Raw genomic sequence first — 26,388 nt, forward strand, 5'->3', positions numbered from 1 at the left:
TTCGCGAAAAAATCATACATTTTTTTTGCATCCTTATTAGGATTTCTACCGTGTCATTTTTATCCGATATTGCTTAGGTGTATCCCCCGTATATTCTTTAAAAAGTTTGCAAAAGTACCCTTCATTGACGATGCCTACTTCCTCGCACAATTCCAATAAAGAATAATCTCGAACGTTTAACAACTCGAGGGCGAGATGGATTTTTTTACGGTTGATGTAGCTGATCACGCCTTCGTTCATTGTTTTTTTGAATAAGCTGCTAAAATACGATGGTGCTAAATTCACTTCCTCGGCAATTGCCTCCAACGTTAAACGTTGTTTCAGGTTTGTCTCTATATAATGCATTGCACTCATAATTTCTGCACGATGTAATAGTTGGCCCGCATGCACGTATTCGAATGTGAAGTCGCCAATATAGGCGAGTTGCTCCTGAAAAGCCATAAATTCCATGGGGAAGTCTGGAACTTCCGTGGCCATCTTATTCCCCGATTTAAATTTCACGGTAATGTCTCTGTACAAATCTCTAATCATTGGCGCCATGATGGACTTGTGGATTTTATGGTCCGTAACAAATTGCGACAGATCGGCAAGTGCATTGTCCAACTCTTCCTTGGAAATCTTCCTCTTCAGGCGTATAAGAAAATCAGCCAGCTTCTGTTGGAAATCTGCTTTTTTGTCATTATGGTATTGGAACCGATGCATCGGTGTTTTTACGACTTTCTCGGTATGATAATAGAAATCCTCACTCACATTTTTAGCTTCCGTGTACGCCTGTTTGATCGATTCCCAGCCTCGGTGCGGACTTCCAAAAGCGACAGACACCCTTTTATTCAAATATTGATGCAAATGAGAGATGATCTGCCCTCCCAAAGATAGGCAAGCATATTCCGTTTCCATATCACTGCGGTTATTTTCCCAGGATAAAAAGCCAATAAAACGATTATCGGACAGATCCGCAGCTACCCCACTGCTACCATTCATCACTGTTTCTTCGATGATATTTGTTATCGCATACTTCAAGATGTTTTGATCTGCGGCCGCGTATTCGTTTCGGAAACTTTCATACGTATTCATCTCAACGATGAAGCAGCAATAGTTGGCTTGAAAGAAATGAAACTGCATGCGATTGGCAAAATCCGATGCCCGATGAGAAGGAATTTCACCTCGGATCAATTCGTTAAAAAATTGCTTGCGGACTCTGTATTTATTTTCAAGCACGGATACGTTTAACGAGTGAAATTCCGCTTCTTTTTTCTCAAACTCATTTAAAATTCCGGCTGCCTTATCCAACGCTCGATTCAAATCGGCTTCCCTCAGCGGAACCTTTACAATGTACTCCAATACGTTGGCTTGAATCGCCCGCTGAGCGTATTCGAAGGATGAATAGGCGGTCAGCAGTATGTATTGGGTATGGGGGAGCTCCGCCTTTAGCTGCTCAATCATGGAGATTCCGTCCATTCGAGGCATTACAATATCGGATATGACGATATCCGGTTTAAGTTTTATGATCTCCTCGATCCCATTCAGCCCATTATTCGCTTTGCCCACTAGAACAAAACGTCTATCCCTATGAGAGAGTTCATTAAAAAACAATTCCAATCTTTGAATGATCAGGTCTTCATCGTCAACAATGAAGCAGGTATAGTCTCTCCCCATTATGCATCTCCTTTTGGCAATTCTGCCGGGAATACAGCGCGTATACGGGTTATTTCCTTAGGTATGCTAATGATTTGCAGTCCGAATTGATCTCCGTAGTGAAGTCTTATTCGACCATGAATATTGTTCAGCCCGATTCTTTTCCTTTTTACTTCCTCTTCACTCGGTTCTGAGATTAAAATATGTTTTATTTTATCAGCTGGAATTCCCTCACCTTGATCAATAACTTCGATGATGACGATGCCGTCCTCCCTGTACGCATGAATCGTAATAGGGCCCTCAATTCCCCCTCCGTTATAACCATGGAAGATACTATTCTCCACAAGGGGCTGTAACAGCATTCGGAAAACTGGAAAATCCATCAGTCCTGCTTCGATATTTTCAATCAAGTGGAAGTTTCGGTTATACCGAATGTTCTGGATCTCGATATAGTCCGCTACATTGCGTAATTCCTGGCGTAGGGAAACCTTCTCAGAAGCATCATCTATCCCGTACTCCAATAATGAAATAAGCGACCCGATCACGACATCTACTTTCTCTATTTGTCCGAGACGTATTACATTGCTGATCGAACCAAGTGTGTTATACAGAAAATGAGGGTTAATTTGAGACTGTAACACCTGGATTTCCAACTTCCGCTCAAGTTCATTATGAAGCTCGGCTCGGCGAATCAGTTCAACAATCTGCTGAAGCATACGATCGAATGCTCGTGAAAGATCGCCAAACTCATCGTTTCGATTAATCGTTATTGTCGTTGTGAGGATACCTTGTTCCACCTGCTTCATTTTTGTTTTGAGCGTATAGAGTGGTTTTCTTATATATTTGGCAACCAAAAAAGAAATGAACAAACTTAAAAGAAGACCTGCAGCGAGAAGCTCGAGATAATAGGTTTCCAATCTGGATAACGCTGCTTTTAAGCGTGATTCATCGTTGATCGAGATGATGGTCCAGTTGAATTTCTCCGTTGGTTTTTTCAAAAGGGAGACCGGAGTGCCATCGTTGGTATACAGTTGAAGGTTTGTTTCTGTTGTATCCAGAATTTCTTCCGCTGACGTCTCTCCGATCGAAAAAGAATGATCTTGGATATTCAGAGGTCCTTTATTTTCAGAAAATCCGGCAATGATCTTACCTGACGCAGTGATCAGAGCCAGATTCATTTGTTCCTGTTTATTAATCTTGAACAAGGTTTCTTCAATGGCATTTAGATCCAAATCAACCGCAATGGCCATAGGAGACGGAGCACCGTTCAGATATCGAACCATCGTAACGGTCCAGCCGGAATACTTCGATTTGTAAGGTTCACTAACAAAGGTAGTCCTTCTATTCTTGTCAGCCGCATCAAATAAAGGTGCTCTTTCCGATAAAGGTTCATCGAATATTCGAGTAGGTGTACTTCCACCCAGAATGGATAAATCGCTTTTGATCAAATAAATATTACTGACATAAATACTGTTGAGTTCATACAGCTCCCTTAATTGCTTTTTAATCACTTCGGTATTGTTAATGTTGGCTTTCACTGATGTTTCAACTGAGAAGAGAATCGTCTGGAAGGAGGAAAAATTAACGGTGAAATACTGGTCTACCTTGTCTAGTATTTGATTGGTGTAAAAAATGTCATTGGTTCTTATTTCCTTTTGAACATAGCGATAAGACAATTGGCTTATCAAGATGATGCAGCCTAATACAAAGGCAAACACGATAAAAAATAATTTTAAAGGCAAGCTGATTCTTCTTCGCATCCATCATCTTCCTTTTAGTTCCGTTTTAAACTAAGAATAGCATATGCGAATAAAGAGAGGGGCTACGAATAGCCACTCTCTCTTCGTTTATTTTTACTTGATAAGGCCGGCTTCTTTAAATTGTTTGATTGCTGTTTCCTTATATTTCTGCATGTCAAACTTGGTGTCCAGCATCTGGAGGAAATTGTCCCAGTTGGAAAGAGGCTCTTTGCCCGTCATAAATTTAACCAAGCTTTCATTAATGAAACGAGTGCGGTCAGCATCCAAGGTATCGCTTGGGTCAGGGGTCAATAAATTTCCGGGCAACGTTGGCCCCACATATTGCTGATTGTCCTTGAAAGCTTCCGCCGTCTTCGGATTCTGGAAGCTGAAGTACTCCGCATCATCACCACGGCGTGGCATTCTATAATGATCAACCCACAGGTACTTTTCTTTCATTTCCTTTGATAACTCGGAGGTTTTATTTTTGATCTTGCCCTCTACGACATCCCAATGGATGCCTTTGATTCCGTATGCAAAGTTTGGATAAGCTTCTTCATCCGTAAAGAGATAATTCAGCATGGACAAGATCCGAATAATTTTATCCTCGTCCGCTTTTGCGGATATGGCCCATGAATTGCCCTGGAACGATTTTCTCTCTACAATTTGATCCCCGTAAGGGCCTTTCATCGGAGGAATAACGATCCATTCCGGCACCTCTCCACTAATTTCTTTCATTTTTTGCTGATAATCCGGTTCAAGCCTGCGAGCATCTCTGATCATGAAGCCAACTTTACCCTTAAACATCTTTTGGTCCAACAGATCAGGCGAATTCATCGTCACCCAGTCCGGGTCAACCACCTTGGCTGCCATCATTTTATTAATGTAAGCAAGCGCCTCTTTCATTTTGGGATCGATAAATAGAAATACCGGTTCATTATCTTTTATCTCAACGGCCGAAGGAGGATTGACGCCAAACATCCACATCAAGCTATCAAAGCCGTAGGTTTGTAGATTGCCTTCTTTATTCATACCGCCGATGAATCCGTACGTATCGTTTTTACCATTCCCGTCCGGATCTTTCTCTGTAAAGGCTTTCATAACTTCGAACAACTCATCAGGTGTCGTTGGTACTTCCATATTCAGCTTTTTCAGCCAATCGTTACGGATGAAGAAGCTTCGACTGATACCGTTTACATTATCATAGCCTGGAACTCCAATGGTTTTACCTTGATAGGACATCGCCTCCCAGGAGTCGGTGCCAAACCGTTTCTGTAGTTCAGGGAATTGGTCCATATACGGTGTCAAATCCGCAAGAACACCTTGGTCGTAATATTGCGCGAGATCAGCACGGCTCTTCAAGAAGATCAAGTCTGGAATATCCCCGCCTGCAATGAGTGTATTCAGTTTGGTTGTTGCTTGACCCGCTTGAGGAATCATCATCTCCAAGTCGATGTTCATCTCTTCTTCCAACATTTGGCGTTGAATATCTTCATCACGTGGAGGTACGGGAGCAGCAGCATTAAAAGTACCTTGGTTAAACATTGAGATTTTCATTTTGGTTGCAAACTGGCCTTGCGAATTACTCGAAGTTGTCGATTTAACTTCTTCATTTCCCCCACATCCTGACAAAAGCGTTCCAAGTCCTAAGATTGCCGACAGAATAGCAAATGAAATCTTTTTACGCTGCATATTGACCTCTCCTTTGCTTGTATATTATCACGGTTTCCCCGTAATAAGTTAGGTTGGAACACCTTTTATCCTTTAACGGATCCCAGGAGTACACCTTTGGTAAAATGCTTTTGCAAAAATGGATAAACGATCAATATCGGGACTGTAGTTACAACAACTGTAGCCATCTGCACAGCGAACGTACTGACAGCCCCGGAATTGGCGAGCGAATCAGCGCTTTGAGTTGCGACGTTAAGCAGGATGTTGCGCAAAATCACTTGAAGTGGCATGTAGTTGGAATCATTGATATAAACAATGGCATCAAAATAACTGTTCCAATGCCCGACTGCGTAAAATAAAGAAATGGTGGAAAGGACGGGTAAGGACAGGGGTAAAATGATCCGCCATAACGTCTGAAGTTCACTGGCACCGTCTACCCTCGCTGATTCCTCGATTTCACCAGGTAATTGCTCAAAAAAACCTTTGATAATCACCAGATTAAATGCACTAATGAGATTTGGAATAATCAATACCCAAGGACTGTTTAACAATCCCAGAGAGCGGATTAGTAAATATGTCGGAATTAATCCCCCACTGAACATCATGGTAAACACAATGAAGAGTAAAAACGGACTTCTTCCGGGTAAATATTTTTTGGATAACGGGTAGGCCGCAATCACCGTAAAAAACACATTTAACGCAGTGCCTAAAATCGTTCGAAACAACGTAATTTTATACGCCTGCCAGATCCCATGCGAGATGAATACTTCTTTATAGGCCAGAAAGGTAAAGGATTCTGGTATAATCACAATCCCTCTTCTTAATACTTCCGATTCTGGCGTTACGGAGACAGCAACCACATATAGAAAGGGTAGCACGCACAGTAGGGATAATAAAATAAGAATTACATAAACGACGGTTTGCCAGACTTTTTCCCCGATTGTCAAATGGATCATACTATAGACCACCTCACCAAATTTGCCCATCGAATTTTTTGGCGAGCTTGTTCGCTGCCAACACTAAAGCAAATCCGATGACAGCTTTAAACAATCCTACAGCAGTAGCCAAGCCAATCTTAAGACGCTCCAACCCTTCACGGTATACCCATGTGTCGATAATATCGATCTTCTCCTGGTTAAAGGTGTTGGCAAACATGAATATTTGGTCAAAACCCGCATCCAGGATATGGCTTAATTTAAGAATCAGCATCAGAATAATGACTCCTCGAATGCCAGGTAACGTGATATGCCAGAGCTGTCTCCATTTGGATGCGCCATCCATTCGAGCCGCTTCATATAAGCTTGGATCGATTCCTGCCAAGGCGGCAAGGTACAAAATCGCCCCCCATCCAATATCCTTCCATACTTCAGATAAGATGATCAGCATTCTACCCCAGGCAGGTTCCGTTAGAAACGAGATGGGTTCAACACCAAAATCCTTCAAGATCATGTTAAAGAGACCATCGCCTGGGGCTAGTAAGGCTACCATAATTCCATACACAATGACCCATGATAGAAAATGAGGTAAATAAGTTATTGTCTGTACGATTTTCTTAAACCATTGGCTATACACTTCATTGAGGAGTAAAGCAAGTACGATAGGCGCGGAGAAACCGAACAATAGCTTATAAAGCGAAATGATGATCGTATTTTTCATGATGTCCCAGAAATAAACGCCGTTCATAAAATCCGTAAAATTTTTGAATCCCACCCAGGGGCTATCCCATAGTCCCAAAGCCAGGTTGTAGTTTTTAAAAGCAATCATGATTCCCGCCATAGGAATGTATTTGAATACCGCAAAATAAATTAAGGCTGGTAATAAGAGAGCATACATCACTTTGTGCTTTTTTATCGTCCTTATCCATGACTTTCGCTTTGTGGAGATGGGAACGGCGTCCGCTGCCAATTTTGCTTGCATTTCATCACCTCGTCTTTGTTTGTATTTGTATAATAGCACCCGCCTATCGGATAAATTTCTGAAATATCAAGAATTTCTTATAAGATTTTAAGGAAGTGTGCTTTGGCTCGTTCCAACAGCTGATCCCGGCAAGTGAGACAAAAACTTGTTCCACTAAAATAAAAAAAAGCCGCTATAATAGCGACTTTCAAATGCCTTATTTATACTTCTCCCCAAAAAATCTCAGTTTCATAATCGAATTCAACAAGACCATTTTGATTATTTTTATCAAATAAATTCCGTAGTTCTGTCATCATTGGATCGTAATTTGCATGCCCGGGTACAGGGCTGTAAGAAGATGATAACAACCGGCCTTTCAATCCCTCAAAATCGAACTCCTGACTCATTTTGAATCGCATTTCATGCATTGAACCTTCCTTGAAAAAAGAGAGCAGTATCGCCTGAGAAATATTTTTATGATTAACTTTATTGTAGTCGGTTCCATATGTATGGAGCAGTTGATTGTACTCTTCACGAAATGGAGTACCGTTAGTAAGACGAGAATTCCAGATCAGTATTACTTTCCCGCCCGGCTGTAGAATTCTGCGAAACTCGATCTGGGCTGCGGAGCGATCGAACCAATGAAATGCCTGAGCGCAGACAATAAAATCAACCGACTGATCAGGTAATCCAGTAGATTCAGCAGAACCTGATGTACTCTGAAATTTCGAACTGTTTATTAAAGTTTGCTCGGCGGCTTCCCGCATTGCCTGATTTGGCTCGACTGCGACTACATAGCTTCCGCGTTCCAGAAGTAGTTTTGAGATGATGCCAGTACCTGAACCGATGTCTGCTATATTACTGTTCACACGTAAACCAACGATGTCGTACAAATAGTCAATAGCCTCTTTTGGATAACTCGGGCGGTATTTCAAATAAGAATCGACCCGGCTCGAAAACCGTTCTCTATTGTTCATCGATCGTCACGCTCCCATCACTATTTTGACATCCTATATACTGGCTTCAGTAACAGCTTCAAAATCTTACTGCCCCAAAAAGCAAATACCGTCGTTCCGGTCCATGAACTGCGCTTATCTTGGCTGTATTGATCGTTGATCATATAAGTCCGAGTCGAAATAGGACTCTTCAGACCGAACAGTTCCCATTTCTCGGGATCATTCGAACCTCCGAGTTTTCTAAGCATATTCGCCGATTCATGATCTATTTTAGCCGGAATTTGCTCGAATGCTTGGGTGATTTGCGTATGAAACTCGTCGATTGGGTTGCGACTGGTAATGCTCTCGAGATGGATGCTTTCACGAATGTAAGAAACGAATGCCAGATGGTCAGCCCAGAACTCGTCGATATAAAAAAGCCGTACGCGCTGCTCCGATGGACTCATCAGTCTCTCAGCTTTCAAAATCCCGAGCCTTTCTTCATATAGAATTCGCCTCTGATCCTCCACCATATCCGAATAACAGTTCAATTCCCGCTGAATATCGAAGTTTTGACCTATAATAACGCGCTGAATATGCTCGATTTTGCTGCGGAGCGCCGGATCATTAAGAACCTCGTCTTGATTTGGAGCGCGAAACAGTTTATGAATGCCAAAGCGAAGCATCAACTCGTCTTCCAGGCTTATATAAAATACGGAAGCTCCCGGGTCACCTTGGCGGCCAGAACGCCCGCGCAGCTGGTTATCTATTCGCATGCTTTCATTCACATGTGTACCTATTACATATAGTCCGCCTAGCTTGGCAACCACTTCTGCCTGAGCAGGATTACCACCGCCAAGACGAATGTCGACGCCGCGCCCTGCCATATTCGTAGATACCGTTACCGCGCCTATTTCTCCCGCTTTAGCGATGATTTCGGCTTCTCTCGCATCGTTTTTTGCATTCAGAACCTGGCAAGGTACGCTAGCAGCGGCAAGCGCCTCCGCCAGCATATCAGACTCCTCAACGCTTGACGTACCAATAAGAATGGGACGTCCCACCCTATGAACGGAAGAGATTTCTTGTACAAGTGCCTTATATTTGGCTTCCTTATGGGTGTATATTCGGTGCTTGTGGTCGATCCGTATGTTTGGCTGGTTCGGTGGAATTTGAACGACCTGCAACGCATAGATATCCTCGAATTCCAGTGCTGAAGCGTGCGCCGTAGCCGTCATTCCGCAGATTCCCGAATACAGGCTAATGAAATGTTGAATCGTGATCGTGCCGAGAATTCTCCCGCCAGCCTTCCACTGCAATCCTTCTTTCGCCACCAGCGCAGCTTGCAGCCCGTCCGGCAAATACCTGTTCTCGGCCACACGGCCAGTATGTTCTTCGATTAGTTCAATTGCACCATCCCGGACGATGTAATCGACGTCTTTTTTTAATAACGATTCCACATGCAGCGCACAATTCAATGACGTTAACCAATGACTGTTATGGCTATCGTACAAATTGCCACATCCCAGCAGCAACTCCGCTTTCGCAGCACCCGCTTCATTCAAGTAAACGTTCCGCTGGAACTCGTCAAAATCGTAGTGTTCTCCTGGCTGCAGCTGCCGGGCCACTTCTGCGAAAAGATTGCCATCACTCTTGGAAGCACTCGAATCGCCACTAATGACTAGCGGCACCCGCGCTTCATCAAGAAGCAATGAATCCGCTTCGTCGACGATGACGTAATGGAAAGGACGGTGTACGGTATCGGCTTCATTGAATGCTATTGTGTCGCGCAAATAATCAAACCCTGCTTCTTTAGCCGTAACATAGGTTATGTCCTTGGCGTAAGCTTCCCGTTTCTCTAACAGGCTCATGCCCGCTTGAACCGAGCTTACCGTTAACCCGAGGAAACGGTAGATCGGGCCCATCCACGCTGCATCTCGATTTGCCAAGTAGTCGTTAAATGTGAGTACATGAACGCCTTTGCCTGTCAATGCGTTGAGATAAACAGGCATAACAGCAGAGAGTGTTTTTCCTTCACCGGTATGCTGCTCGATCAAAAATCTTTCGTGCAAAGCAATAGCAGCCATAATCTGCACATCGTAAGGTTGTAATCCGAGTGTTCTCTTCGCAACCTCGCAGACTAAAGCATAAGCATCAACAAGCAGCTCATCCAAAGGCATGCCTGATCTTGCTTCTTCTTGCAGCCGAAGAGATTCTGCTTGCAGGTGCTGATCGTCCCAAGCTTCCAAATTCCGTTTCCTTATAAGCTCCACTCTGTCTCGATAATCTTTCAACAAACGCCGGGTATCGCGCTCTTTGAATTCACGTATCAACTTGACGACTACATTCATCGGAATTTGATTCCTCCTTAGTAGAAATAAGTTGTGAAAAGAAAAGACTCCATATGGAGTCTTTTCTGTCGATGATTAACGTGCCACCAAACCATTCGTTATAAGAGACAACTGCATTACTTCTCCGATGGGAGCGGTGTGAAGAGCAGATTGACCGGCAGGTTGCTTCCTGGCGCGGCAGAGAATAGAATCGTTACGCTCTCTCCAGTTAACCCTGTGCGGTAAAGAACGCTTTGTTCACTTGAATTGGCAACGGCAACGTTACCTTCAGCAATCGATACCAACTGGTTGTTCACCAGCGCTACTCCGGAGTACTTTCCTCCACGAGGGTTAAAGGAGATAAGTGTACGCGGTGCAACATTGGTCAGCGTGATTTTGTACAATACGCCGAAATTACCCGCATTGGATGCGTCTGTGTAAGCCATCGGATCTGTTCCTACCAGATTGGGATCGCTTGAATTGTCACCAAGTGGCAGACGGGCCGATTTGGTTCCCACTTGCTCATCGTACTTTATGACGCGAGTCGCGTTCGGGTACGTACCCCGGTTATGCACGCCGTCACGATCAAGCACGGGAAGCAATGGCAAGGCTTCGAACGGATCTTTATTTTCTTCCACCAGGATAACGTTATAGTCCAAGGAATAATCACTATATGCATCCGAATAGAGAGAGATGACTTGTCCTTCTTTCATCGGCGTTTTATTAAGTTCTGTCAAAATCAATTTGCTTTCCCCAGGTTGAAGGTACTCTTTCTTTTGATCCGCTCCAGTCTGAATTGACTTGAACCATTTATCAATAGATAATTTCCCAGCTACCGTAGCATACGGTGTAGGTCCCGCAAATCCCATATTTTGTTGTTCAAATACGGCTGGATTCGGATTGTTATTGGTTGCAATCACATACATTTTTACTCTTTTGCCTGTATTGTTCACGTGGTGAATCATGAAACGGGTCTGCCCCGAAGATGATTCTTTATATACAATGCCTTCCGTATTCACAGTTTCCGGACTGTTACTGCGGATCAGCAAACTTGGCTCATCCATGTACGTATAAGGCACTTTCTCCATCGTAGTCACTTCGCCGCCGTTAAAGGTGAATTTCTGTCCTACTGGCGTGAAGAGTAAATTAAAATCGGTAAATGAATATAAGGTCTCATTGGTTATGGTAATGACTTTGGAGTACGTGTTCGTAGCGCCGTGATTGTCAGTAACCGTAAGAGTCACCGTTTTTGGACCCGGTTCAAAGAACGCAAGTGAATTGTTCTCCCATACCGCCTTATCAATATTATTTTCGTCATCTGTACTTTGGTCTGTGTATGTTATTTTTTCGCCCATTTTATACTGTTCTTTATCCGTGGCGAACATGGCTACAGGAGGAAGATTAGGACTCATAACCTCAATCGTAGTTGAATAGGGATCGCTCCAGTGGCCATTGGAATCCTGAACCTGATATGAAATCGTATATGTACCTGCTTGATCAAATGAATCCTGGCGACCAGTCCAGCGTTCGTCAACGATATCCAGTCCATTTGGAGAACTGGAAGAAGTCACGTAGTCCACTTGATCTCCTGCAAAGATTTCCTTTTGAGAAATGATGAAGCTTGCAACAGGTTTTGTATTAAGATTCAACACAACCGTTTTAGCCGACTGATTCACTTTATAGGTGATGTTCAGAGCTTGAGTAATGGAAGTTAACGGCACCATGAATGTACTTTTTTGCTGATAAGCAGGGCCTTTCATCGTTCTGGTCTCTCCATTTACCGTATAGTCCTTGCTGTTAGTCTTGAATCGGAGTTCATCCTCACCACTAATAATGATGGTTTCCTTGGTTTTGTTATCATATTTGACGCCGTATCCCACACGGTCAACCAGCGCACGGATTGCAACATAGGATACACCGTTTTTTACAGCCATTGGCTGGCCAGCAAGATACGTTTTTCCATCCTGCTCCATTTTGTTGCTATTCATGTACAACGTCAGATTCCCACCTGCTGCTACAGGAGACGTTCCATCAATGGATGGTTGCTCTATTTGAGCAGGTGTAGCTGGCGTTTCATCCTCAGGTGTTTCCTCTTGAACTGCAGGTTTTGTACCCGTTTCGTTTGTAGTGGTCTCTCCCCCATCCAATGCAGGTTTCTCACTATCTGTTTTAGGTGTTGCCTCAGTACCGGTCGAGGTTTGAGTGTCCTTGGCTTCAGTGGGCGGAGTATTGGTAGATTTGTTATTGCTCTCCGTCTTCACTTCACGCTCTGCAATCGGCTGCTCTTGCTTTAACACTTCAACTGATTCTACATTGGCCGTGTTTACTGACGCAGTATCCCCTTGTGGTGCTGATTGCGCGTTCACAGAACCAACTGCAAATGCTTGAAAAACGGCTAAAGCGGTAAAAATGGATAATTTCTTCTTCATATTCATGCGTTGTCTTTGGCTCCTTCTACTCTCTAGTAATTTATAACCCCTCAAAAAGTCATAGTATTAGACGCTAGATTTAGGAAAAAGTTTCTAATTGAATTGTAAATTATGGATTTTAGTGCAACTATTTTTTCAATGTTTGGTTATAAGTTCTTTGAATAAGAAACACCTATTGAATAATAGTCTTGCTTTTGCACAAGATAATCCATGTCGCATTTTATAAAGAGGTGGATCAATGACCCCAACCAATCAGGCATTCTCTGAATTAAAAATGAATATTTCTTATGTGGAACAGTCCCTCTACTGTACTGACGATTTGAAACAACAACAGCTTCTACTTAATGGTGTACAGAGTGTGCTTCTCTATATCGATTCACTTGTAGATCAGGAGATCATTCAAACACATGTATTAACAGCACTGAATGGCCAAGCTCATTCGGAAATCTACCCATCGTTCACCACATTAGAAAGTCGAAAAGATACGGATCTGCAACGTGGAATAGTCTCACTTATTCAAGGGAAATGTCTTTACATAATCGACGGGCACCCGGAGTTTTACATTCTCTCTACCGAGAAAATGTATGTCCGTAGCACAACCGAACCGGAAAACGAAGGCGTTATTCGAGGGCCGCACAATGGATTCGTAGAGCAGCTTTCGGTTAATTTGAATCTGATCCGTAGACAAATTATCAGTCCATCCTTAATCGTTCGATATTTTAACGTCGGCGAGAAGACACATACCAAAATTGCAGTTGTATATCTTCAGGACTTGGCCAATCCGGAGTTGGTGAACGAAGTAAAAGAGCGAATCACATCCATATCTTCAGATATGGTGCTTGCTCCAGGTTTTATTGAAGAGTTTGTGGAGGATAACCCCTTCTCTCTGTTTCCCCAGCAGCTCAGTACAGAAAGACCTGACCGGGTTATTGCCAACTTGATGGAAGGACGTGTCGCCATACTTGCCGAAGGAAGTCCTTCTGCTCTTATCGCTCCAGTTACGTTTTTTGCTTTTTATCAAAGTCCGGATGATTATCATGGTCGCTGGATTGTCAGTTCCTTTTTACGTTTAATTCGCATGATGAGTTTTGTCATTGCTTTTACATTACCTGCTGTTTATATTGCAACCATCTCTTTTCACTCCGCTATTTTACCGATCGAGCTGGCACACACAATCAAGAAATCATTGCAGAACATCCCCTTTCCTGCACTTGTAGAGGCAATGTTGCTTGAACTGATCTTTGAAGTATTAAGAGAAGCCGGAGTCCGACTTCCCAGCCGAGTGGGCCAGACCATCGGCATCGTTGGCGGTTTGGTTATCGGAGATGCTATTGTTCGTGCGGGGCTTGTATCCTATACAATGATTATTGTGGTTTCACTAACCGCTATCTCGTCGTTTTTGGTGCCTTCGCATGAGATGAGTTCGGCAGTACGTATTCTCCGCTTTCCAATGATGATTGGAGCGGCGCTTTTTGGATATATCGGCATCGCATTTGGTCTGGTGATTCTAACCATTCACCTCTGTAAGATGGAAAACTTCGGATCGCCTTATTTTGCTCCAGTGGCCCCTTTCCGATTAGCTGACATGAAGGATGTATGGATTCGATTTCCCATCTGGGCGCTTCGCGAGCGTCCTCATGATGCCCGCCCGCAGCGGCTGAATCAGCAGAAGTTCTATAGGAGTGGGAAAAAACGTGAATAAGGAAACAACAATCACTCGGGGACAATTATTCTTGCTCATTTTGAAATTTGAAATTGGTATAGATATTTTGTCCCTCCCTTACCGTATACACCTTATCTCTAAAGGAGGTGGGTGGATCTCTGTTTTCCTTGGAGGGTTCCTGATCCAACTTGTCATACTGTTGTGCTGGCTTTTGATGCGAAGATTCCCGAGTTCGTCCATTTATCACATTGTAACGCTGATTACCGGTAAATGGATTGGCAAGTTGCTGATCATTGCCTACGTTGGATATTTCCTATTAATGGGCACTTCTGTTCTGGTGAACGCTTACGGTGTGATTAACCGTTGGATGCTGCAGGATACGCCTCGATGGGCTATATTAGCCCTCTTCTTGTTCAGCAGTATCTATTTGGTTCGGCAAAAATTACGAATCATTGCCCGAGTACTGGTACTCATCTCCTTTTTGGTCTTGCCCATGATGGTATTGATCAGTTATGGACTCAAGGAGATCAATCTGTTATATATTTTGCCTTTAACCGAAGCGGGATGGCCCAATATCATTAGTGGATCAACCGAAACATTAATGGCTATGTTCGGATTCGAATTTTTTCTCGTTGTGTTTCCTATGGTTGAAGGTAGCAGCGGGGGCAAACTCAAGTCTGTTGCTTCAGCAAGTGCTGTAGTCGTGGTGTTGTATGCATTCACCGTGTTCATTTGTTCAACGGCGTTCAGCCCCCAGCAACTTGACTTAATGCCTGAACCGGTCATATATCTGCTCCGCTCTATCCCACTCGGAACAATGGATCGGGCGGATTTCCTGTTCCTCCCTATCTGGTTAATTTCAATTTTCGGGGCCATATGTGGCTATTACTATACGGCATCCTATGGTATAAGTTATCTCTTCAAACAAAAACACCATAAAAAAGCGGTGCCTTATGTCGTTCTTGCTTCTTGTGTAATTGCCTATCTGCCACAACAGAAGGAAAAACTTGAGTTAATTAGTACGATTGCCAACAGATCGGCATACTTTTTTCTCATGATCCTGCCTCTGTTGTTGTTGGTCCTATCTTATATAATGAAACGGAAAGAGAAGATGATATGAGTAAACGAGGAAAAATCCTTGTCCCCCTGTTCCTGCTCATGGTGATGACGGGATGCTGGGATCAGGATAGTTTAAAAGATGCAAGACTGGCTAATGCTTCGGCGTTTGATATCACCTCAGAGGGTGAAATTAAACAGACGCTTGAAATTGTCGATGATTTTGAGAGTCAACAAGGGAGCAGCGTTAATGAAGTCCATTCAGGCACCGGGAGATCCGTCCGTCAAAGCACGGATAGAATTCGCGCTAAAGTGACTGGTGATATCCGGTTTTTCAAATATGGGATGATCTTATACGGAAACAAACTCGCACAAAATGATATCTACCCATACCTGGACGTCTTATATCGGGAACCGGATTACCCGACCTCACATGTGAAAGTTGCGATTGTGGATGGCGATGCCGGAGATTTGTTACACCAAAAAAGAGTTGGCAGCATATTGATTGGGGATTTTATTACGAAAAAAATTAAGAGTCTGGAGGAATTATGTATTTTTCCTGAAATGACGTTAGAGACTCTTCTCCCTCCCATGCTGGATCCGGGACAGGATTTTACACTGCCTTATCTATATAAGGATGGAGAGGAAATTGATGCTCGTGGAATCGCCTTGTTTCATGGGCAAAGGTTCAGTGGCAGTCTCAATACCGAACAGGCTCCTTTATACATTATTATGAGTGGTAAATGGAATGAAGCGGCGCGTTTTGTCAAAAAGATTCACCCGGGGCCTTCCAACAACCCGCGCAACTATGTCACTTACGAAGCGAATATCGAACAAATTAAGCGCAAACTCGCGGTAAAGGTGGCAAATGATAGCCAAATTGATGTGAATCTTCAGATCGAACTTCCAGTAACGGTCGTTGAGTATGCAATGAATCATCTTCAGGAAAAAGACACGATTGAACGTCTGAACAGCGAGTTATCCGATGACATGACTCAGGACGCAGAACAAATTATCAAGACACTTCAGCAAAGTGGTTGTGATTCCTTCGGTATTGGCAGACATTTAATTGCCCATCACCCGGACTTATGGAAAAGCCTAAACTGGAATAAACAATATGCCCAAGTTCGTTTTCACCCGGAAGTAAAGGTTACAATAGTCGGAAGTGGCGTTTTAAATTAATAACATGCTGTCGTGCAATTGGGAAAGCTCTCTTTCATTTGGAAGAGAGCTTTCTCCTTCATATTCAACTCAAAAGTTTTCAGATCTCCACGTCTTATCCATTCCTTACAACAGGAATCCACATTTCACCATATACCAAACCGTTTTTCTCTCCCATTTCAACTGTTGTATTCGGACCGCCAACATAGGCATAATCCTTTTCTACGGGGAGGGCTTGACCAAAGGCAATGCCAGTAAGCATATTACTGAGCGCATCAGCCGTCTCTGCTTCTCCCTTCACAACAAGGTATTCTCCCTTAGGAAATTGGATTAATCTCGTTGCTTCTGGCAGAGATTCTTCTGTCATGACCCCAGCATAATGCATCATCTTGTTATTGACTGCTTCGTTTACAGCAAAAATATAGTCATTAGTAGCTATGGACTTTAATGTGTCTAGGCTTCCATCCTCTTTCACAGTGGACCAAAAATCCGCCTTCTCCTTGCTGATACCAGCATAGTCTGTGTAGTCGCTTTTAAGCTCTGTTCCAATACCTAAAACGATAAAGCTGTCTTTTTCTTCGAAATGATAATTACTCATGGTTACACCGTCCTCTTTAAATTTTCAATTGATTTGTGTTTTCACTTGATAGGTTTATAATAACCTTAAATCATGTCAGAATATGATACTGTTTAGGGGGCCCAATGAAAAAAGTTGAACGCATAAATATCATCACGCGGTATATCAATAACCGTGCACACTTTACCATCTCTGAAATCATGCGAGAATTTAATATTTCTCGTTCAACAGCCATTCGAGATATCAGAGAAATTGAAGCCATGGGAATGCCACTTGTCGCTGAAGTTGGGCGGGACGGAGGTTATTTTGTCATGAACAACTCGCTCCTGCCCACGGTTCGTTTTACCGATAATGAAATCAAAGCGTTATTCATTGCCTTTATGGCGACAAGAAATCAACAGCTTCCTTATCTGAAGAGTCGTCAATCTTTGGCTGAAAAATTATTGGGCCTTATCTCAGAAAATCAGCAAGATGACCTTGTGCATTTGAATCAAATATTGCTTTTTGAAGGGACCAATCCCCATAATCCAGATTTGCTTGATCTGTCAGACCTGCCTCACCCTACCTTGGAAAAACTCATCCAAATTCTGCTTATGGAACGTTATTTGTTAGTTTCTGTCCAAGAAGAGAAGAAAACAAAGTCCTATCCCATCGTTCTCTTGCACCTTCATCATCAAAAAGGCCATTGGATCATTGAAGGTTTTGACTTGGAGGAAGAAAAAAGACGAATCGTATCCGTTGACAACCTCATCCATGTCGAAGCATACCCGGCGAAAAAAAGACTGAGTACAAAAAAGATTGTAGAGCAACTAAAACGAAATACGCAGGAGGAAGTTTTCAACCTTGTCCTGGAACTTGGTCCAAAGGCAATTGCGCAATTCAAAAAATACCATCCTTTAAAATTTTCAATTGCCTATACAAATCCATACCAAACTACGGCCCTCCTAAAAGCATTTATGAATGTTCATAACTTAGAAGAATTAACCGAAATCACGAATTGGTTGCTTTTTCTAGGTGAGGATATCAAGGTCAAGGAGATTCCGGAAGAAGTCCTGAATGCTGTACTAGAGAGATTAAGCTTATACCAAATGAAGCAGTGAGCAGCCCCCTCCTCCCCAGTCTCTCCATTTCCTAACAATGTCTTAGCTGAATTCAGGCTGGCGTTCAGTAAGAAAAACCAAAAAAGCCGCTATTACAGCGACTTGTAATGGATTCATATTCATTCATGTCTCACGCCAATGCTTGGCGAGCTGTTCCTTCTATACTAAAAGTCAGCATTAGACTGGGCATGATTAGGTGTATGCTGCGGGACGTTTTTAACGAGTAGGAAATAAGTAACAATCGCAATGATACTGGTCATTAATAAAGTGAGTCCTAACGGGACGGCAGTGTCCTCACCCGCGATACCGACCAGAGGAGCAACCAGTGCACCCAGAAGAAAAGGCACAACGCCGAGCAGTGCTGCTGCACTTCCGGCCATCTTGGCTTGACTCTCCATGGCAAGCGGGAATGCCGCTGTAGACGTAATGCCGATCGAGCATACGAAGAAGAACAATGGAATAACCAACGCGAAAAGTGGACCATGAACCAGAGTTACGACCAAAGCAGCAACACTTGCTATTATAGCAAGCCATAGACCCGATAATAGCAGCGTCTGCTCAGGGATACGTTTGGCCAATCGACCCACGATTTGAGATCCGATGATCAAGCTGATGCCGTTCGAAGCAAACAATATAGCAAATACCGTGGGTGTAACTCCATATATATTTTGGTAAATAAATGGTGTTCCCGCCACATAAGCAAAGACCCCTGCCGTCATGATTCCCTGTGCCAGCATGTAACCAACAAACTTGCGGTCACGCAGAAGCATTCTGTAATTTCCCAATTGCTGTTTGAAGTCAGGAACCATACGTCTTTCCACGGGGTGTGTTTCTTTTAAGCTCCACTTTGTCATGATTAATAAGAAAATCCCCAAGAATGAAAGGCAGATAAATACGCCAATCCATGTTGTGAAGGAAAGAACCCCACTTCCCGCAATCGGTGCTGCCAGAGGTCCCAAATTCCCTACAAGCAACAGCAAAGAGAAAAATTTAGTGAGTTCATGTCCACTATATAGATCTCTAGCTATCGCACGGGAAATGACAATTCCAGCTGATGCGGCAAATCCTTGCGTGAAACGAAACAAAATCAATAGTCCGATATTCGGAGCAAAAGCACATGCCAAGGAACAAATAATATAGGCTGCCATGCAGATCAATAATGGTCTACGTCTACCGTACGCGTCACTCAAAGGACCCATAACGAGTTGTCCTACACCGAGTCCTAATAAACAAGCAGTAAGGCTAAATTGTACAAGTGATGCCGTTGTATTCATATTTTGTGCAATCTCCGGAAAAGCCGGTAAATACATATCAATCGTAAATGGACCTAATGTAGAAAATAAACCTAGTAGTATTGCCAGTCCAAAAACATTCCAATTCGTGTTCTTTGCCATAATAAATAAAATCTCCAATTCCTCATATAATTTGCAAGCCTAATCGGAGTATAAGACATAGAGTTAACTGTAGGTCAAGTCTTTAGATTATTAAAACCAAAAAAAGCCGCTTATTAAGCGACTTTGCATTGAAAACCATTAAATTGTGTAACTTCCCCGGCCTGAACCCATATGACTCATGATCATTTCGGCAGCTCGCTTGTAACCGCTAGCCTGCCTTAAAGATTCACCAATCAGGTAAGCCTGCCGTCTATAAAGCGAATTGTGTAGTACTTCTGTTAATGCCTCTCTCAAATTAGTTGCACTGAGGTTATGTTTATTTAAAGCAATACCCGCGCCCAACTCCTGTACCCGATTGGCGACAAGAGGCTGATCCGATGTTAATGGAATCATCACCATCGGAACGTTGTAATATAACGCCTCACTCGTGCTGTTCATTCCAGCATGTGTAATAAAAACATCGGTATGCTGCAACATGTCCAACTGGGCAATGTATGGCTTGACGATAAAATTAGGAGGAACTTGATCCGCCAGCGGCGTCATGTCCGTGTACTTTCCTGAAGATAGAACAACATTTATGGGTAGATCCCCTAATGCTTCAAAGCAAAGCTGATAGAAATCCAAATTTTTATTTAAAATCGTACCCATAGCAATGTACACGGTTTGCGGGTACCGTTCACGAAGCAACTCAAACGAGAAGGTTGGAGCATCTTGACGTGTTATGATCGAAGGACCCGTGAAAATAAAACGATCATCCAGCTTTTCTGCCTGAGGCTGAAAATAACGGCTGGTGTACACGAGCTTTAACTGACCTGCATGTGCCGGAATCTCTTCCATGGCTGGAATACTCACTTGAAACTCTTCGGCTAACTCCGTTGTGATCTTCATCGTAGCCTCATAAAGCTCCTTCGTCTCCGTCTCATTTAGAACTGAGTTAGACCCTAGAGGCTCCACAAAAGCAAAGGACGCAATCGAGCACACCGCAGGAATTCCCAGTTTTTCTGCAAGAATAGTCCCTCCCCATCCCATCAGGGAATCAAAGATCATATAATCGAACTTTTGATCCTCTATCACCTTTAGCACCTTGGGTATGATCCTCCGAATAATACCGCTTACCATCATATAAATGAACTGATAAGAGTGCGTGTATTCCTGGGGTTTCAACACCGGATCATGAGAGAAGGCATCTTGTGGAAATGGATAGGTAATGATCTGGGCACCGGTTTGTTCAATTCGGGAACGGTACTCCTCCGTGCACACATAGATGACTTCCTCACCATTGTTTGTCAACTGAGTAACTAATCCTAACGACGGATTCACATGTCCTTCAGCTGGAGTAATGACTACTAATACACGTGCCATCTTATCCACCTCCCAATGCAATTAGTCCCCCCGTTCTTCATGATGTATTTAACGACGCGGTCGTCATCCGTTACATGGAGATGTTATCCTTCACTTGGTTGATTGGATGATGTTCTTGATGAACGAGTTTGGTAATTCGTAGTGATGCTAAGAAACTTAACAAGACCCATAGTAATTGTAGTGTTAACACGATCAAAACACCTGTAGATATGCCCCACTGTAAAGTTTCGGACAAAGCAATCAGAGCGCCACCAACTCCAATGCTTACTCCCATATAGAAGGAATCCACAAATTGCAGATTCGCGGACATTTCTCCCTCTTTCCTGGGCAAGGCATGTTGTAAAGCAATGGCTGCCGTGGTAGGGTTGGCCAAGCCAACACCGAACCCTGTAATCATTTGTGAGAGAAGGATGAGTATAATCCCGCCGTCCGTCAAAATAAGAGCCATGATCACAAGCACAGTTCCAACGATCATAATCCCAATGCCCGTCATGACCCTGCCCTTTCGGGCACGACCTTGATCTCGTGCATCAAGCTTGGCTTGTAACCACGCTGCGGCGGACCAGCTCAGAGAACCTGCTGCTACAATGAGGCCGGCAAGGTCGGCTGATAACCCCTTCACTTCGGTTAGTGCCAAGATCACAAAACTTTCCGTTGTAAAATAACAAGCAACATATAGCCCTCTCGAAACCAAAGTAGCAGGCAATCCTTTTTTTACTGAAAAAGTGCCCACAGGCAGCAATTTACGCATTGGTGTGATCATGACGACTAATCCACCCAAAGTGAGTACTATACCTTTCCAATCGGTTATCATACCAAGTCCTGTGAGTAACAGCCCCGTTCCAACGGCAAGCAGAATCGCATACATAATCTTTGAGTCGGTTGCTCGCGCTGGACCTGTCAGATCTTGCTGAAGCTGCAAATTACGAAAAGAACGGAATGTGAGACTCAACGCTATTCCAATCAAGGGTAAAACAATCCAGAAAACATATCGCCACGAGATGTAGGAAGCAATAAGGCCTGCTGCATAAGGTCCGATTAAGGTAGGCAAGACAAATGCCATGGAGAATGCGGCCAGGATTTGAGTACGAAGTGTATCTGGATAATGTAATGTCACACAGGTATAAACGCATGTAATCAGGGCCCCTGCTCCAAAACCTTGAAGGGCTCTTCCGGCAATAAGCATATGCATATCGAAAGAAATAGCGGAGACCACAGTTCCTAACACAAAAACACTAAAAGATATCAGCATGGATGTAAAAACACCGCGCTTGTCAATCTGCTGACCCATAACCAAGGTTCCAATAAGCTGAGATAACAAAAATGCGCTGAAGATCCAACCATATAAATGAATGCCCTCTAAACTTTGTGCCATTTTCGCGGCAATCGTTGTGATAGCCAGTCCTTCGAAAGCTACGGTTGCCAGAACCAGCATAATACCAATTGTAGGCGCCCTGTACTGAGCATCAAAAATCCCAATCTGATTGTTATTTGTCTTCTACACCTCCATAATTTGATGGATATTATGGTAAAATAAACCTTTTTACTTCCTGAATATACATGAAGTGTTATACTTTGTAAAGTTAAATGTTTAAAAAGTAAGATTATGGTCTAGAATAGGGTTCCCATGTTCAATAGGAGATTTTGCTTGAAAATATGCCATTTTCATTACAGTCAATTTGGAGAAGTTCATCCTCCAGGATCCAGGCATCTGTTTTTTCAACAAAGAAATGAAATCCTCCGATGGATTGAACCAATGCGGGATCGACCGGTGTAGCACTCGCATTTATGCCAATGGTAAAAGCATCGGAGCCTCCTCCGACATATTTTGCGTAAATCCTTACATATTGGTCCTCTTCCAATTCCCATTCATTCTTAAATGAATCGATTGCTTGTTCAGATATTACAAATGAGATCATTGCATTGCACTCCTTCTTTCATTAATCACATTTTTTCACTTCGCCACGATAATTGGCCATTCTGAAACTGGCCCCGCATCCACACGAAACTTTGGCATTTGGATTATTCATGGTGAATCCGCCTAACATTCCGCTCTCTTCATAGTCAATCTCAAGACCATCAATATATGGAATACTTTTTGCGTGCACCAATATCCTAAATTGCTTTTTATGTAACACAATGTCTTCTTCTGCCTGCTGTTCATCCACGATAAGGGTATAAGATAAACCACTGCATCCCCCTTCATCAACGCCTACTCTAAGGAAGGCATTTTGTATATCCGCACTTGATAAGATCTCAACGATTTTGTCCGATGCTGAATCACTGACCTCAATAATCATCTTTATTCCTCCCGCTGGTATCATTTTGAAATTTGGTATCCCAGTCCATTAGACAGGGTATGAATGTCGCAAGAGCAGCTCCTTTTGGCGTAAGCTCATAAATAATTTGTGTAGGACGTGTCCGTATTGTTCTTTTGACCAAATGATCATGTTGAAGACCCTTTAAACGTCTGGAGAGGATCATTTCGGAAATGGAAGGAATGCTATCAAATATTTCACCAAATCTCTTCGGGCCTTGAGACAGAGCACATAAAATATGGATCGTCCATTTCGTTCCGATGATGCGATAAGCTGTAAATATTTTATTCGGATCTTCAGTGAACAATGGTTCGCACACCCACTTTCTTATTCATCCGCGTAGTGAGATCCGAGTGCTGGCAATGATACTCGTGACGATCAACAAGAGATGGAAACCCATGGCTACAATTAAGCCGGATTGAAGTGACATACCGCCAGCCTGACACACGACAAGAATGGAACCACCAATGCCGATCACTACACCAGGTGTAAAAGAATCTGCAAATTGCAGATTTGCTGAGGTTTGGCCCACACCTTCCTCCCCCGTTTGGGAAAATGCGACAACACCGCTAATCGGGTGCGCCAATCCAATACCAACGCCTGCAATGATCTGACCAAGAACTGCGATGGTAACGGTCACAACAGGTACCCAAAATACGATGGCAATCCCTATCGCAAGCAGCAATACCCCAAGAATGATTCTCATATGACGTCCACTGCCCTGATCTGCCGCATCCCATCGTCCTTGCAGATACGCAATGATACACCAACTTAATGCAGCACTCGCGACAATTAATCCGGCCTGTGAAGGTGTAATTCCTTTCACGTCGATTAGAGCTAATACCAGGAAATTCTGTGTGCTGGTATAGGCAGCGAAGAACAACCCACGTGTTGCCAGAATTGCTGGCATACCTCTTCGCAACGTAAGAGTTCCCTTCGGTAGCAATTTACGGAGCGGAAATAACATCAATACTAGGCCAATCACGACTAAAACAAATCCCATAAAGCTCGGAAGCATACTTAGACCAACCAGGAAAATCCCTGTACCTAACGTTAAGAGTAACGCCATCCAAGTGGATGAAGATCCGCTATCCCCTCCCGTCTTCTGCACTTTCAATTTCCTAAAGGCAGGTAAACTAAGCAATGCTGAAACCACCAGCACAGGTAAGATCCCCCAGAAAACAAAGCGCCAGGACCACTGATCTGCGATAACTCCTGCTACATATGGACCGAGCATGGACGGAAGAACATAGGCAGTACCAAATGCTCCAAGAATTTTGGCACGCAACTCATCCGGGTAACTTAAGGATATAGCTGTATACACACAAGTCATCATAGCTCCGGCACCCAAACCCTGCAGGGCCCGTGATCCTATCATGGTATACATGTCGCCTGCGGTTGCGGCAGCGATCAGCCCTACGATAAACAACAGAAGTGCAAAAGTGAACGGTGCTGCAGGTCCTCTTTTATCAATGATCCGACCGACGACCAGCGTCCCGATAATCTGCGCAAGCAGATATGTACTGAATATCCACCCGAACAGGCTAAGACCGTTTAAGTCTCCAGCAATTGAAGGAGCAATGGTGGTGACGGATAGACCTTCGAATCCAACGGCCATCACTGACAAAATAATTCCTATGGATAATGCAAAATAACGCGGGCTGAAAATACTTTGATGATTAGACGACATGAAATGTGACCTCCAAGAAAATTGGTATGTATACATCGTATCCGGATACTTAGTAAACATTTTTGTTTATAATGTCTAAGCTACAGTTCGGCTTTGACTTTGTCAACATTTTTGTTTAAAATGTAGTTATTCATGTAGATTCAGTAGCGTCACAAGGAGGTGCACCATGAGCGGAAATCAAATTAAAAAGGATGTCTCGACCAGTACCCGGAGAGCAATTATTAATCTGTTAAAAGAGCGCGGGGGAATGGATGTAGTCACTCTCTCCTCTCAGTTTTCGTTATCCGGAATGGCTATTCGTCAACATCTGAATGCGCTAAAAGGAGAAGGATTGGTTACCACTGTGGAAGAGGCCCGTCCCATGGGTCGCCCCACCAAGTTATGGATATTAACTCCCGCGGCTAATCGTTTTTTCCCAAGTGGATATTCCGATTTATCCGTCAGCCTCATCAATTCGATGAAAGAAGCTTTTGGTACTGAAGGGCTGGACAAGCTGCTGGATGTTCGAAATAAAAATATGCAAGAACAATATCTTCAGCAACTTGGCGATGCATCAGGAGTCAGAGAGAAATTGGAGAAATTGGCCGAAATTCGTACCAATGAAGGTTATATGGCTGAGGTTAAGGAGCAGGAGGATGGCAGTCTCCTATTCATTGAGAAGCATTGTCCGATCTGTGAAGCGGCCGCGGTATGTACCGGGTTATGCAAGAATGAGTTACATTTATTCAAAACAGTTTTAGGCGATAATGTTCATATTGAACGGGGAGAATACATTCTAGCCGGAGGAAGAAACTGCGTATACAGCGTTAGGCAAAATAAGCCATGACCAAAAGAGCAACCTCATTGGAGATTGCTCTTTTGGTTTGGAATTTGAATTGATTAGAACGATTCGGATTTCATTTCTCTAAATCATCCTTCATTACACAAGTTATTACTAACTCTTTCATAATCGTATGTACCCGATTATGTAATTTTGAATTGAGGTAGAGTATAGTAAGAGTGTTGAAAATATACTCTAGGAGGCTACAGCCATGTCACAAAAAATCTGGATGAACCTGCCGGTGAAAGATGTTGTGAAATCCACTACCTTTTTTAATGAGATTGGATTCCATGGGGAGAATGTTGGTAGCGAGAGAGCCCAGCTTGTCATAGGCTCAACAACGATTCTCCTGTTTCCGGATGCAACGTTTGAGAAATTTACAGGTGCTAAAACCGCAGATACTTCCCATAGCGCAGAAGTGATATTTTCCATTGGTGCTGACAGCAGAGAAGAAGTTGATGCTTTTATTAAAAAAGTCGAGTTAGCTGGAGGAACCATCTTTGGCAAGCCAGGTGAAATAGACGGCTGGATGTACGGCGCGGGATTTGCCGACCTGGACGGTCACCGCTGGAACCTGTTGTATATGGATGAGAGCAAAATGCCGAAACGGTAATA

The 26,388-nt window shown here is 43.3% G+C and carries 22 protein-coding genes; 6 read left to right on the plus strand and 16 right to left on the minus strand.

Annotated elements, in window-relative coordinates; genetic code table 11:
* Window positions 1-45 precede the first annotated feature (45 nt).
* The 8 genes from QF049_RS07830 to QF049_RS07865 all read right to left on the minus strand — a co-directional run bounded on the left by QF049_RS07830 (window position 46) and on the right by QF049_RS07865 (window position 12,638).
* On the minus strand, window positions 46-1,656 hold the full coding sequence (locus QF049_RS07830; protein ID WP_047843079.1) for a response regulator transcription factor: 1,611 nt from the start codon (window positions 1,654-1,656) through the stop codon (window positions 46-48).
* A complete protein-coding gene (locus QF049_RS07835; protein WP_307536295.1) occupies window positions 1,656-3,395 on the minus strand; it encodes a sensor histidine kinase in 1,740 nt (579 codons plus the stop codon). Before QF049_RS07835 ends, QF049_RS07830 begins: the two co-directional genes overlap by 1 nt.
* 93 nt (window positions 3,396-3,488) lie before the next feature.
* Window positions 3,489-5,066 carry an extracellular solute-binding protein gene (locus QF049_RS07840; protein ID WP_307536297.1) on the minus strand — a complete coding sequence of 526 codons (1,578 nt, stop codon included), beginning with the start codon at window positions 5,064-5,066 and terminating at the stop codon, window positions 3,489-3,491.
* A gap of 65 nt (window positions 5,067-5,131) precedes the next feature.
* Window positions 5,132-6,001, minus strand: a complete 870-nt coding sequence (locus QF049_RS07845) for a carbohydrate ABC transporter permease (RefSeq protein ID WP_307536299.1) — start codon at window positions 5,999-6,001, stop codon at window positions 5,132-5,134.
* A gap of 13 nt (window positions 6,002-6,014) precedes the next feature.
* Window positions 6,015-6,962 (minus strand): ABC transporter permease, encoded by a 948-nt coding sequence (locus QF049_RS07850; protein WP_307536301.1) that lies wholly within the window; start codon window positions 6,960-6,962, stop codon window positions 6,015-6,017.
* Window positions 6,963-7,162: 200 nt separating this feature from the next.
* A complete protein-coding gene (locus QF049_RS07855; RefSeq protein ID WP_307536304.1) occupies window positions 7,163-7,918 on the minus strand; it encodes a class I SAM-dependent methyltransferase in 756 nt (251 codons plus the stop codon).
* Window positions 7,919-7,938: 20 nt separating this feature from the next.
* Window positions 7,939-10,224 carry a preprotein translocase subunit SecA gene (locus QF049_RS07860; protein WP_307536305.1) on the minus strand — a complete coding sequence of 762 codons (2,286 nt, stop codon included), beginning with the start codon at window positions 10,222-10,224 and terminating at the stop codon, window positions 7,939-7,941.
* 116 nt (window positions 10,225-10,340) lie between these two features.
* Window positions 10,341-12,638, minus strand: a complete 2,298-nt coding sequence (locus tag QF049_RS07865) for a copper amine oxidase N-terminal domain-containing protein (RefSeq protein ID WP_307536307.1) — start codon at window positions 12,636-12,638, stop codon at window positions 10,341-10,343.
* Window positions 12,639-12,870: 232 nt separating this feature from the next.
* On the opposite strand from QF049_RS07865, the gene QF049_RS07870 reads away from it, so the two are divergent.
* The 3 genes from QF049_RS07870 to QF049_RS07880 are packed head-to-tail and all read left to right on the plus strand — an operon-like array spanning window position 12,871 to window position 16,533.
* The gene (locus tag QF049_RS07870; protein ID WP_307536308.1) at window positions 12,871-14,334 is read left to right on the plus strand and encodes a spore germination protein; all 1,464 of its coding nucleotides are present in this window, start codon (window positions 12,871-12,873) and stop codon (window positions 14,332-14,334) included.
* Entirely contained in the window at window positions 14,327-15,415 is a 1,089-nt protein-coding gene (locus QF049_RS07875; protein ID WP_307536310.1) for a GerAB/ArcD/ProY family transporter, read from the plus strand. The genes QF049_RS07870 and QF049_RS07875 overlap by 8 nt, the downstream gene beginning before the upstream one ends.
* Window positions 15,412-16,533, plus strand: a complete 1,122-nt coding sequence (locus tag QF049_RS07880) for a Ger(x)C family spore germination protein (RefSeq protein WP_307536312.1) — start codon at window positions 15,412-15,414, stop codon at window positions 16,531-16,533. Before QF049_RS07875 ends, QF049_RS07880 begins: the two co-directional genes overlap by 4 nt.
* 94 nt (window positions 16,534-16,627) lie before the next feature.
* On the opposite strand, the gene QF049_RS07885 is transcribed toward QF049_RS07880, so the two are convergent.
* On the minus strand, window positions 16,628-17,110 hold the full coding sequence (locus tag QF049_RS07885) for a GyrI-like domain-containing protein (protein WP_307536315.1): 483 nt from the start codon (window positions 17,108-17,110) through the stop codon (window positions 16,628-16,630).
* A gap of 104 nt (window positions 17,111-17,214) precedes the next feature.
* Here QF049_RS07885 and QF049_RS07890 point away from each other — a divergent pair, with 104 nt between their 5' ends.
* A complete protein-coding gene (locus QF049_RS07890) occupies window positions 17,215-18,189 on the plus strand; it encodes a helix-turn-helix transcriptional regulator (RefSeq protein WP_307536317.1) in 975 nt (324 codons plus the stop codon).
* 164 nt (window positions 18,190-18,353) lie between these two features.
* Here the strand turns inward: QF049_RS07890 and QF049_RS07895 are convergent, their stop codons facing one another.
* From QF049_RS07895 to QF049_RS07925, 7 genes are all read right to left on the minus strand, one after another.
* Window positions 18,354-19,583: a multidrug effflux MFS transporter gene (locus QF049_RS07895; RefSeq protein WP_307536319.1), complete on the minus strand. Its 1,230-nt coding sequence runs from the start codon at window positions 19,581-19,583 to the stop codon at window positions 18,354-18,356.
* A 138-nt stretch (window positions 19,584-19,721) separates the two neighbouring features.
* Window positions 19,722-20,945 carry a macrolide family glycosyltransferase gene (locus QF049_RS07900; protein ID WP_307536321.1) on the minus strand — a complete coding sequence of 408 codons (1,224 nt, stop codon included), beginning with the start codon at window positions 20,943-20,945 and terminating at the stop codon, window positions 19,722-19,724.
* Between the two features lie 70 nt (window positions 20,946-21,015).
* On the minus strand, window positions 21,016-22,380 hold the full coding sequence (locus QF049_RS07905; RefSeq protein WP_307536323.1) for an MFS transporter: 1,365 nt from the start codon (window positions 22,378-22,380) through the stop codon (window positions 21,016-21,018).
* 196 nt (window positions 22,381-22,576) lie between these two features.
* Window positions 22,577-22,864, minus strand: coding sequence for a HesB/YadR/YfhF family protein (locus QF049_RS07910; RefSeq protein WP_091018911.1), 288 nt, complete (start codon window positions 22,862-22,864; stop codon window positions 22,577-22,579).
* A 21-nt stretch (window positions 22,865-22,885) separates the two neighbouring features.
* Window positions 22,886-23,245 carry a HesB/IscA family protein gene (locus tag QF049_RS07915; protein ID WP_124114812.1) on the minus strand — a complete coding sequence of 120 codons (360 nt, stop codon included), beginning with the start codon at window positions 23,243-23,245 and terminating at the stop codon, window positions 22,886-22,888.
* Window positions 23,235-23,570 (minus strand): winged helix-turn-helix transcriptional regulator, encoded by a 336-nt coding sequence (locus QF049_RS07920; protein WP_307536329.1) that lies wholly within the window; start codon window positions 23,568-23,570, stop codon window positions 23,235-23,237. The genes QF049_RS07915 and QF049_RS07920 overlap by 11 nt, the downstream gene beginning before the upstream one ends.
* A gap of 24 nt (window positions 23,571-23,594) precedes the next feature.
* Window positions 23,595-24,953 carry an MFS transporter gene (locus tag QF049_RS07925; RefSeq protein ID WP_307536330.1) on the minus strand — a complete coding sequence of 453 codons (1,359 nt, stop codon included), beginning with the start codon at window positions 24,951-24,953 and terminating at the stop codon, window positions 23,595-23,597.
* A gap of 166 nt (window positions 24,954-25,119) precedes the next feature.
* Here QF049_RS07925 and QF049_RS07930 point away from each other — a divergent pair, with 166 nt between their 5' ends.
* Both QF049_RS07930 and QF049_RS07935 read left to right on the plus strand, forming a co-directional pair.
* Window positions 25,120-25,779 (plus strand): helix-turn-helix transcriptional regulator, encoded by a 660-nt coding sequence (locus tag QF049_RS07930; RefSeq protein WP_307536332.1) that lies wholly within the window; start codon window positions 25,120-25,122, stop codon window positions 25,777-25,779.
* 205 nt (window positions 25,780-25,984) lie between these two features.
* The gene (locus QF049_RS07935) at window positions 25,985-26,386 is read left to right on the plus strand and encodes a VOC family protein (protein ID WP_307536333.1); all 402 of its coding nucleotides are present in this window, start codon (window positions 25,985-25,987) and stop codon (window positions 26,384-26,386) included.
* The last annotated feature ends 2 nt before the right edge of the window (window positions 26,387-26,388 follow it).

Origin of the sequence: Paenibacillus sp. W4I10 (genome assembly GCF_030816325.1) — a bacterium.
Taxonomy (GTDB): Bacteria; Bacillota; Bacilli; order Paenibacillales; family Paenibacillaceae; genus Paenibacillus; species Paenibacillus amylolyticus_B.

Bases quoted from the DNA above. Each gene is read 5' to 3' on its own strand.
- QF049_RS07830 (WP_047843079.1), bottom strand. From the start codon at position 1,656: ATGGGGAGAGACTATACCTGCTTCATTGTTGACGATGAAGACCTGATC.
- QF049_RS07835 (WP_307536295.1), bottom strand. From the start codon at position 3,395: ATGCGAAGAAGAATCAGCTTGCCTTTAAAATTATTTTTTATCGTGTTT.
- QF049_RS07840 (WP_307536297.1), bottom strand. From the start codon at position 5,066: ATGCAGCGTAAAAAGATTTCATTTGCTATTCTGTCGGCAATCTTAGGA.
- QF049_RS07845 (WP_307536299.1), bottom strand. From the start codon at position 6,001: ATGATCCATTTGACAATCGGGGAAAAAGTCTGGCAAACCGTCGTTTAT.
- QF049_RS07850 (WP_307536301.1), bottom strand. From the start codon at position 6,962: ATGCAAGCAAAATTGGCAGCGGACGCCGTTCCCATCTCCACAAAGCGA.
- QF049_RS07855 (WP_307536304.1), bottom strand. From the start codon at position 7,918: ATGAACAATAGAGAACGGTTTTCGAGCCGGGTCGATTCTTATTTGAAA.
- QF049_RS07860 (WP_307536305.1), bottom strand. From the start codon at position 10,224: ATGAATGTAGTCGTCAAGTTGATACGTGAATTCAAAGAGCGCGATACC.
- QF049_RS07865 (WP_307536307.1), bottom strand. From the start codon at position 12,638: ATGAATATGAAGAAGAAATTATCCATTTTTACCGCTTTAGCCGTTTTT.
- QF049_RS07870 (WP_307536308.1), top strand. From the start codon at position 12,871: ATGACCCCAACCAATCAGGCATTCTCTGAATTAAAAATGAATATTTCT.
- QF049_RS07880 (WP_307536312.1), top strand. From the start codon at position 15,412: ATGAGTAAACGAGGAAAAATCCTTGTCCCCCTGTTCCTGCTCATGGTG.
- QF049_RS07885 (WP_307536315.1), bottom strand. From the start codon at position 17,110: ATGAGTAATTATCATTTCGAAGAAAAAGACAGCTTTATCGTTTTAGGT.
- QF049_RS07890 (WP_307536317.1), top strand. From the start codon at position 17,215: ATGAAAAAAGTTGAACGCATAAATATCATCACGCGGTATATCAATAAC.
- QF049_RS07895 (WP_307536319.1), bottom strand. From the start codon at position 19,583: ATGGCAAAGAACACGAATTGGAATGTTTTTGGACTGGCAATACTACTA.
- QF049_RS07900 (WP_307536321.1), bottom strand. From the start codon at position 20,945: ATGGCACGTGTATTAGTAGTCATTACTCCAGCTGAAGGACATGTGAAT.
- QF049_RS07905 (WP_307536323.1), bottom strand. From the start codon at position 22,380: ATGCTGGTTCTGGCAACCGTAGCTTTCGAAGGACTGGCTATCACAACG.
- QF049_RS07910 (WP_091018911.1), bottom strand. From the start codon at position 22,864: ATGATCTCATTTGTAATATCTGAACAAGCAATCGATTCATTTAAGAAT.
- QF049_RS07915 (WP_124114812.1), bottom strand. From the start codon at position 23,245: ATGATTATTGAGGTCAGTGATTCAGCATCGGACAAAATCGTTGAGATC.
- QF049_RS07925 (WP_307536330.1), bottom strand. From the start codon at position 24,953: ATGTCGTCTAATCATCAAAGTATTTTCAGCCCGCGTTATTTTGCATTA.
- QF049_RS07930 (WP_307536332.1), top strand. From the start codon at position 25,120: ATGAGCGGAAATCAAATTAAAAAGGATGTCTCGACCAGTACCCGGAGA.
- QF049_RS07935 (WP_307536333.1), top strand. From the start codon at position 25,985: ATGTCACAAAAAATCTGGATGAACCTGCCGGTGAAAGATGTTGTGAAA.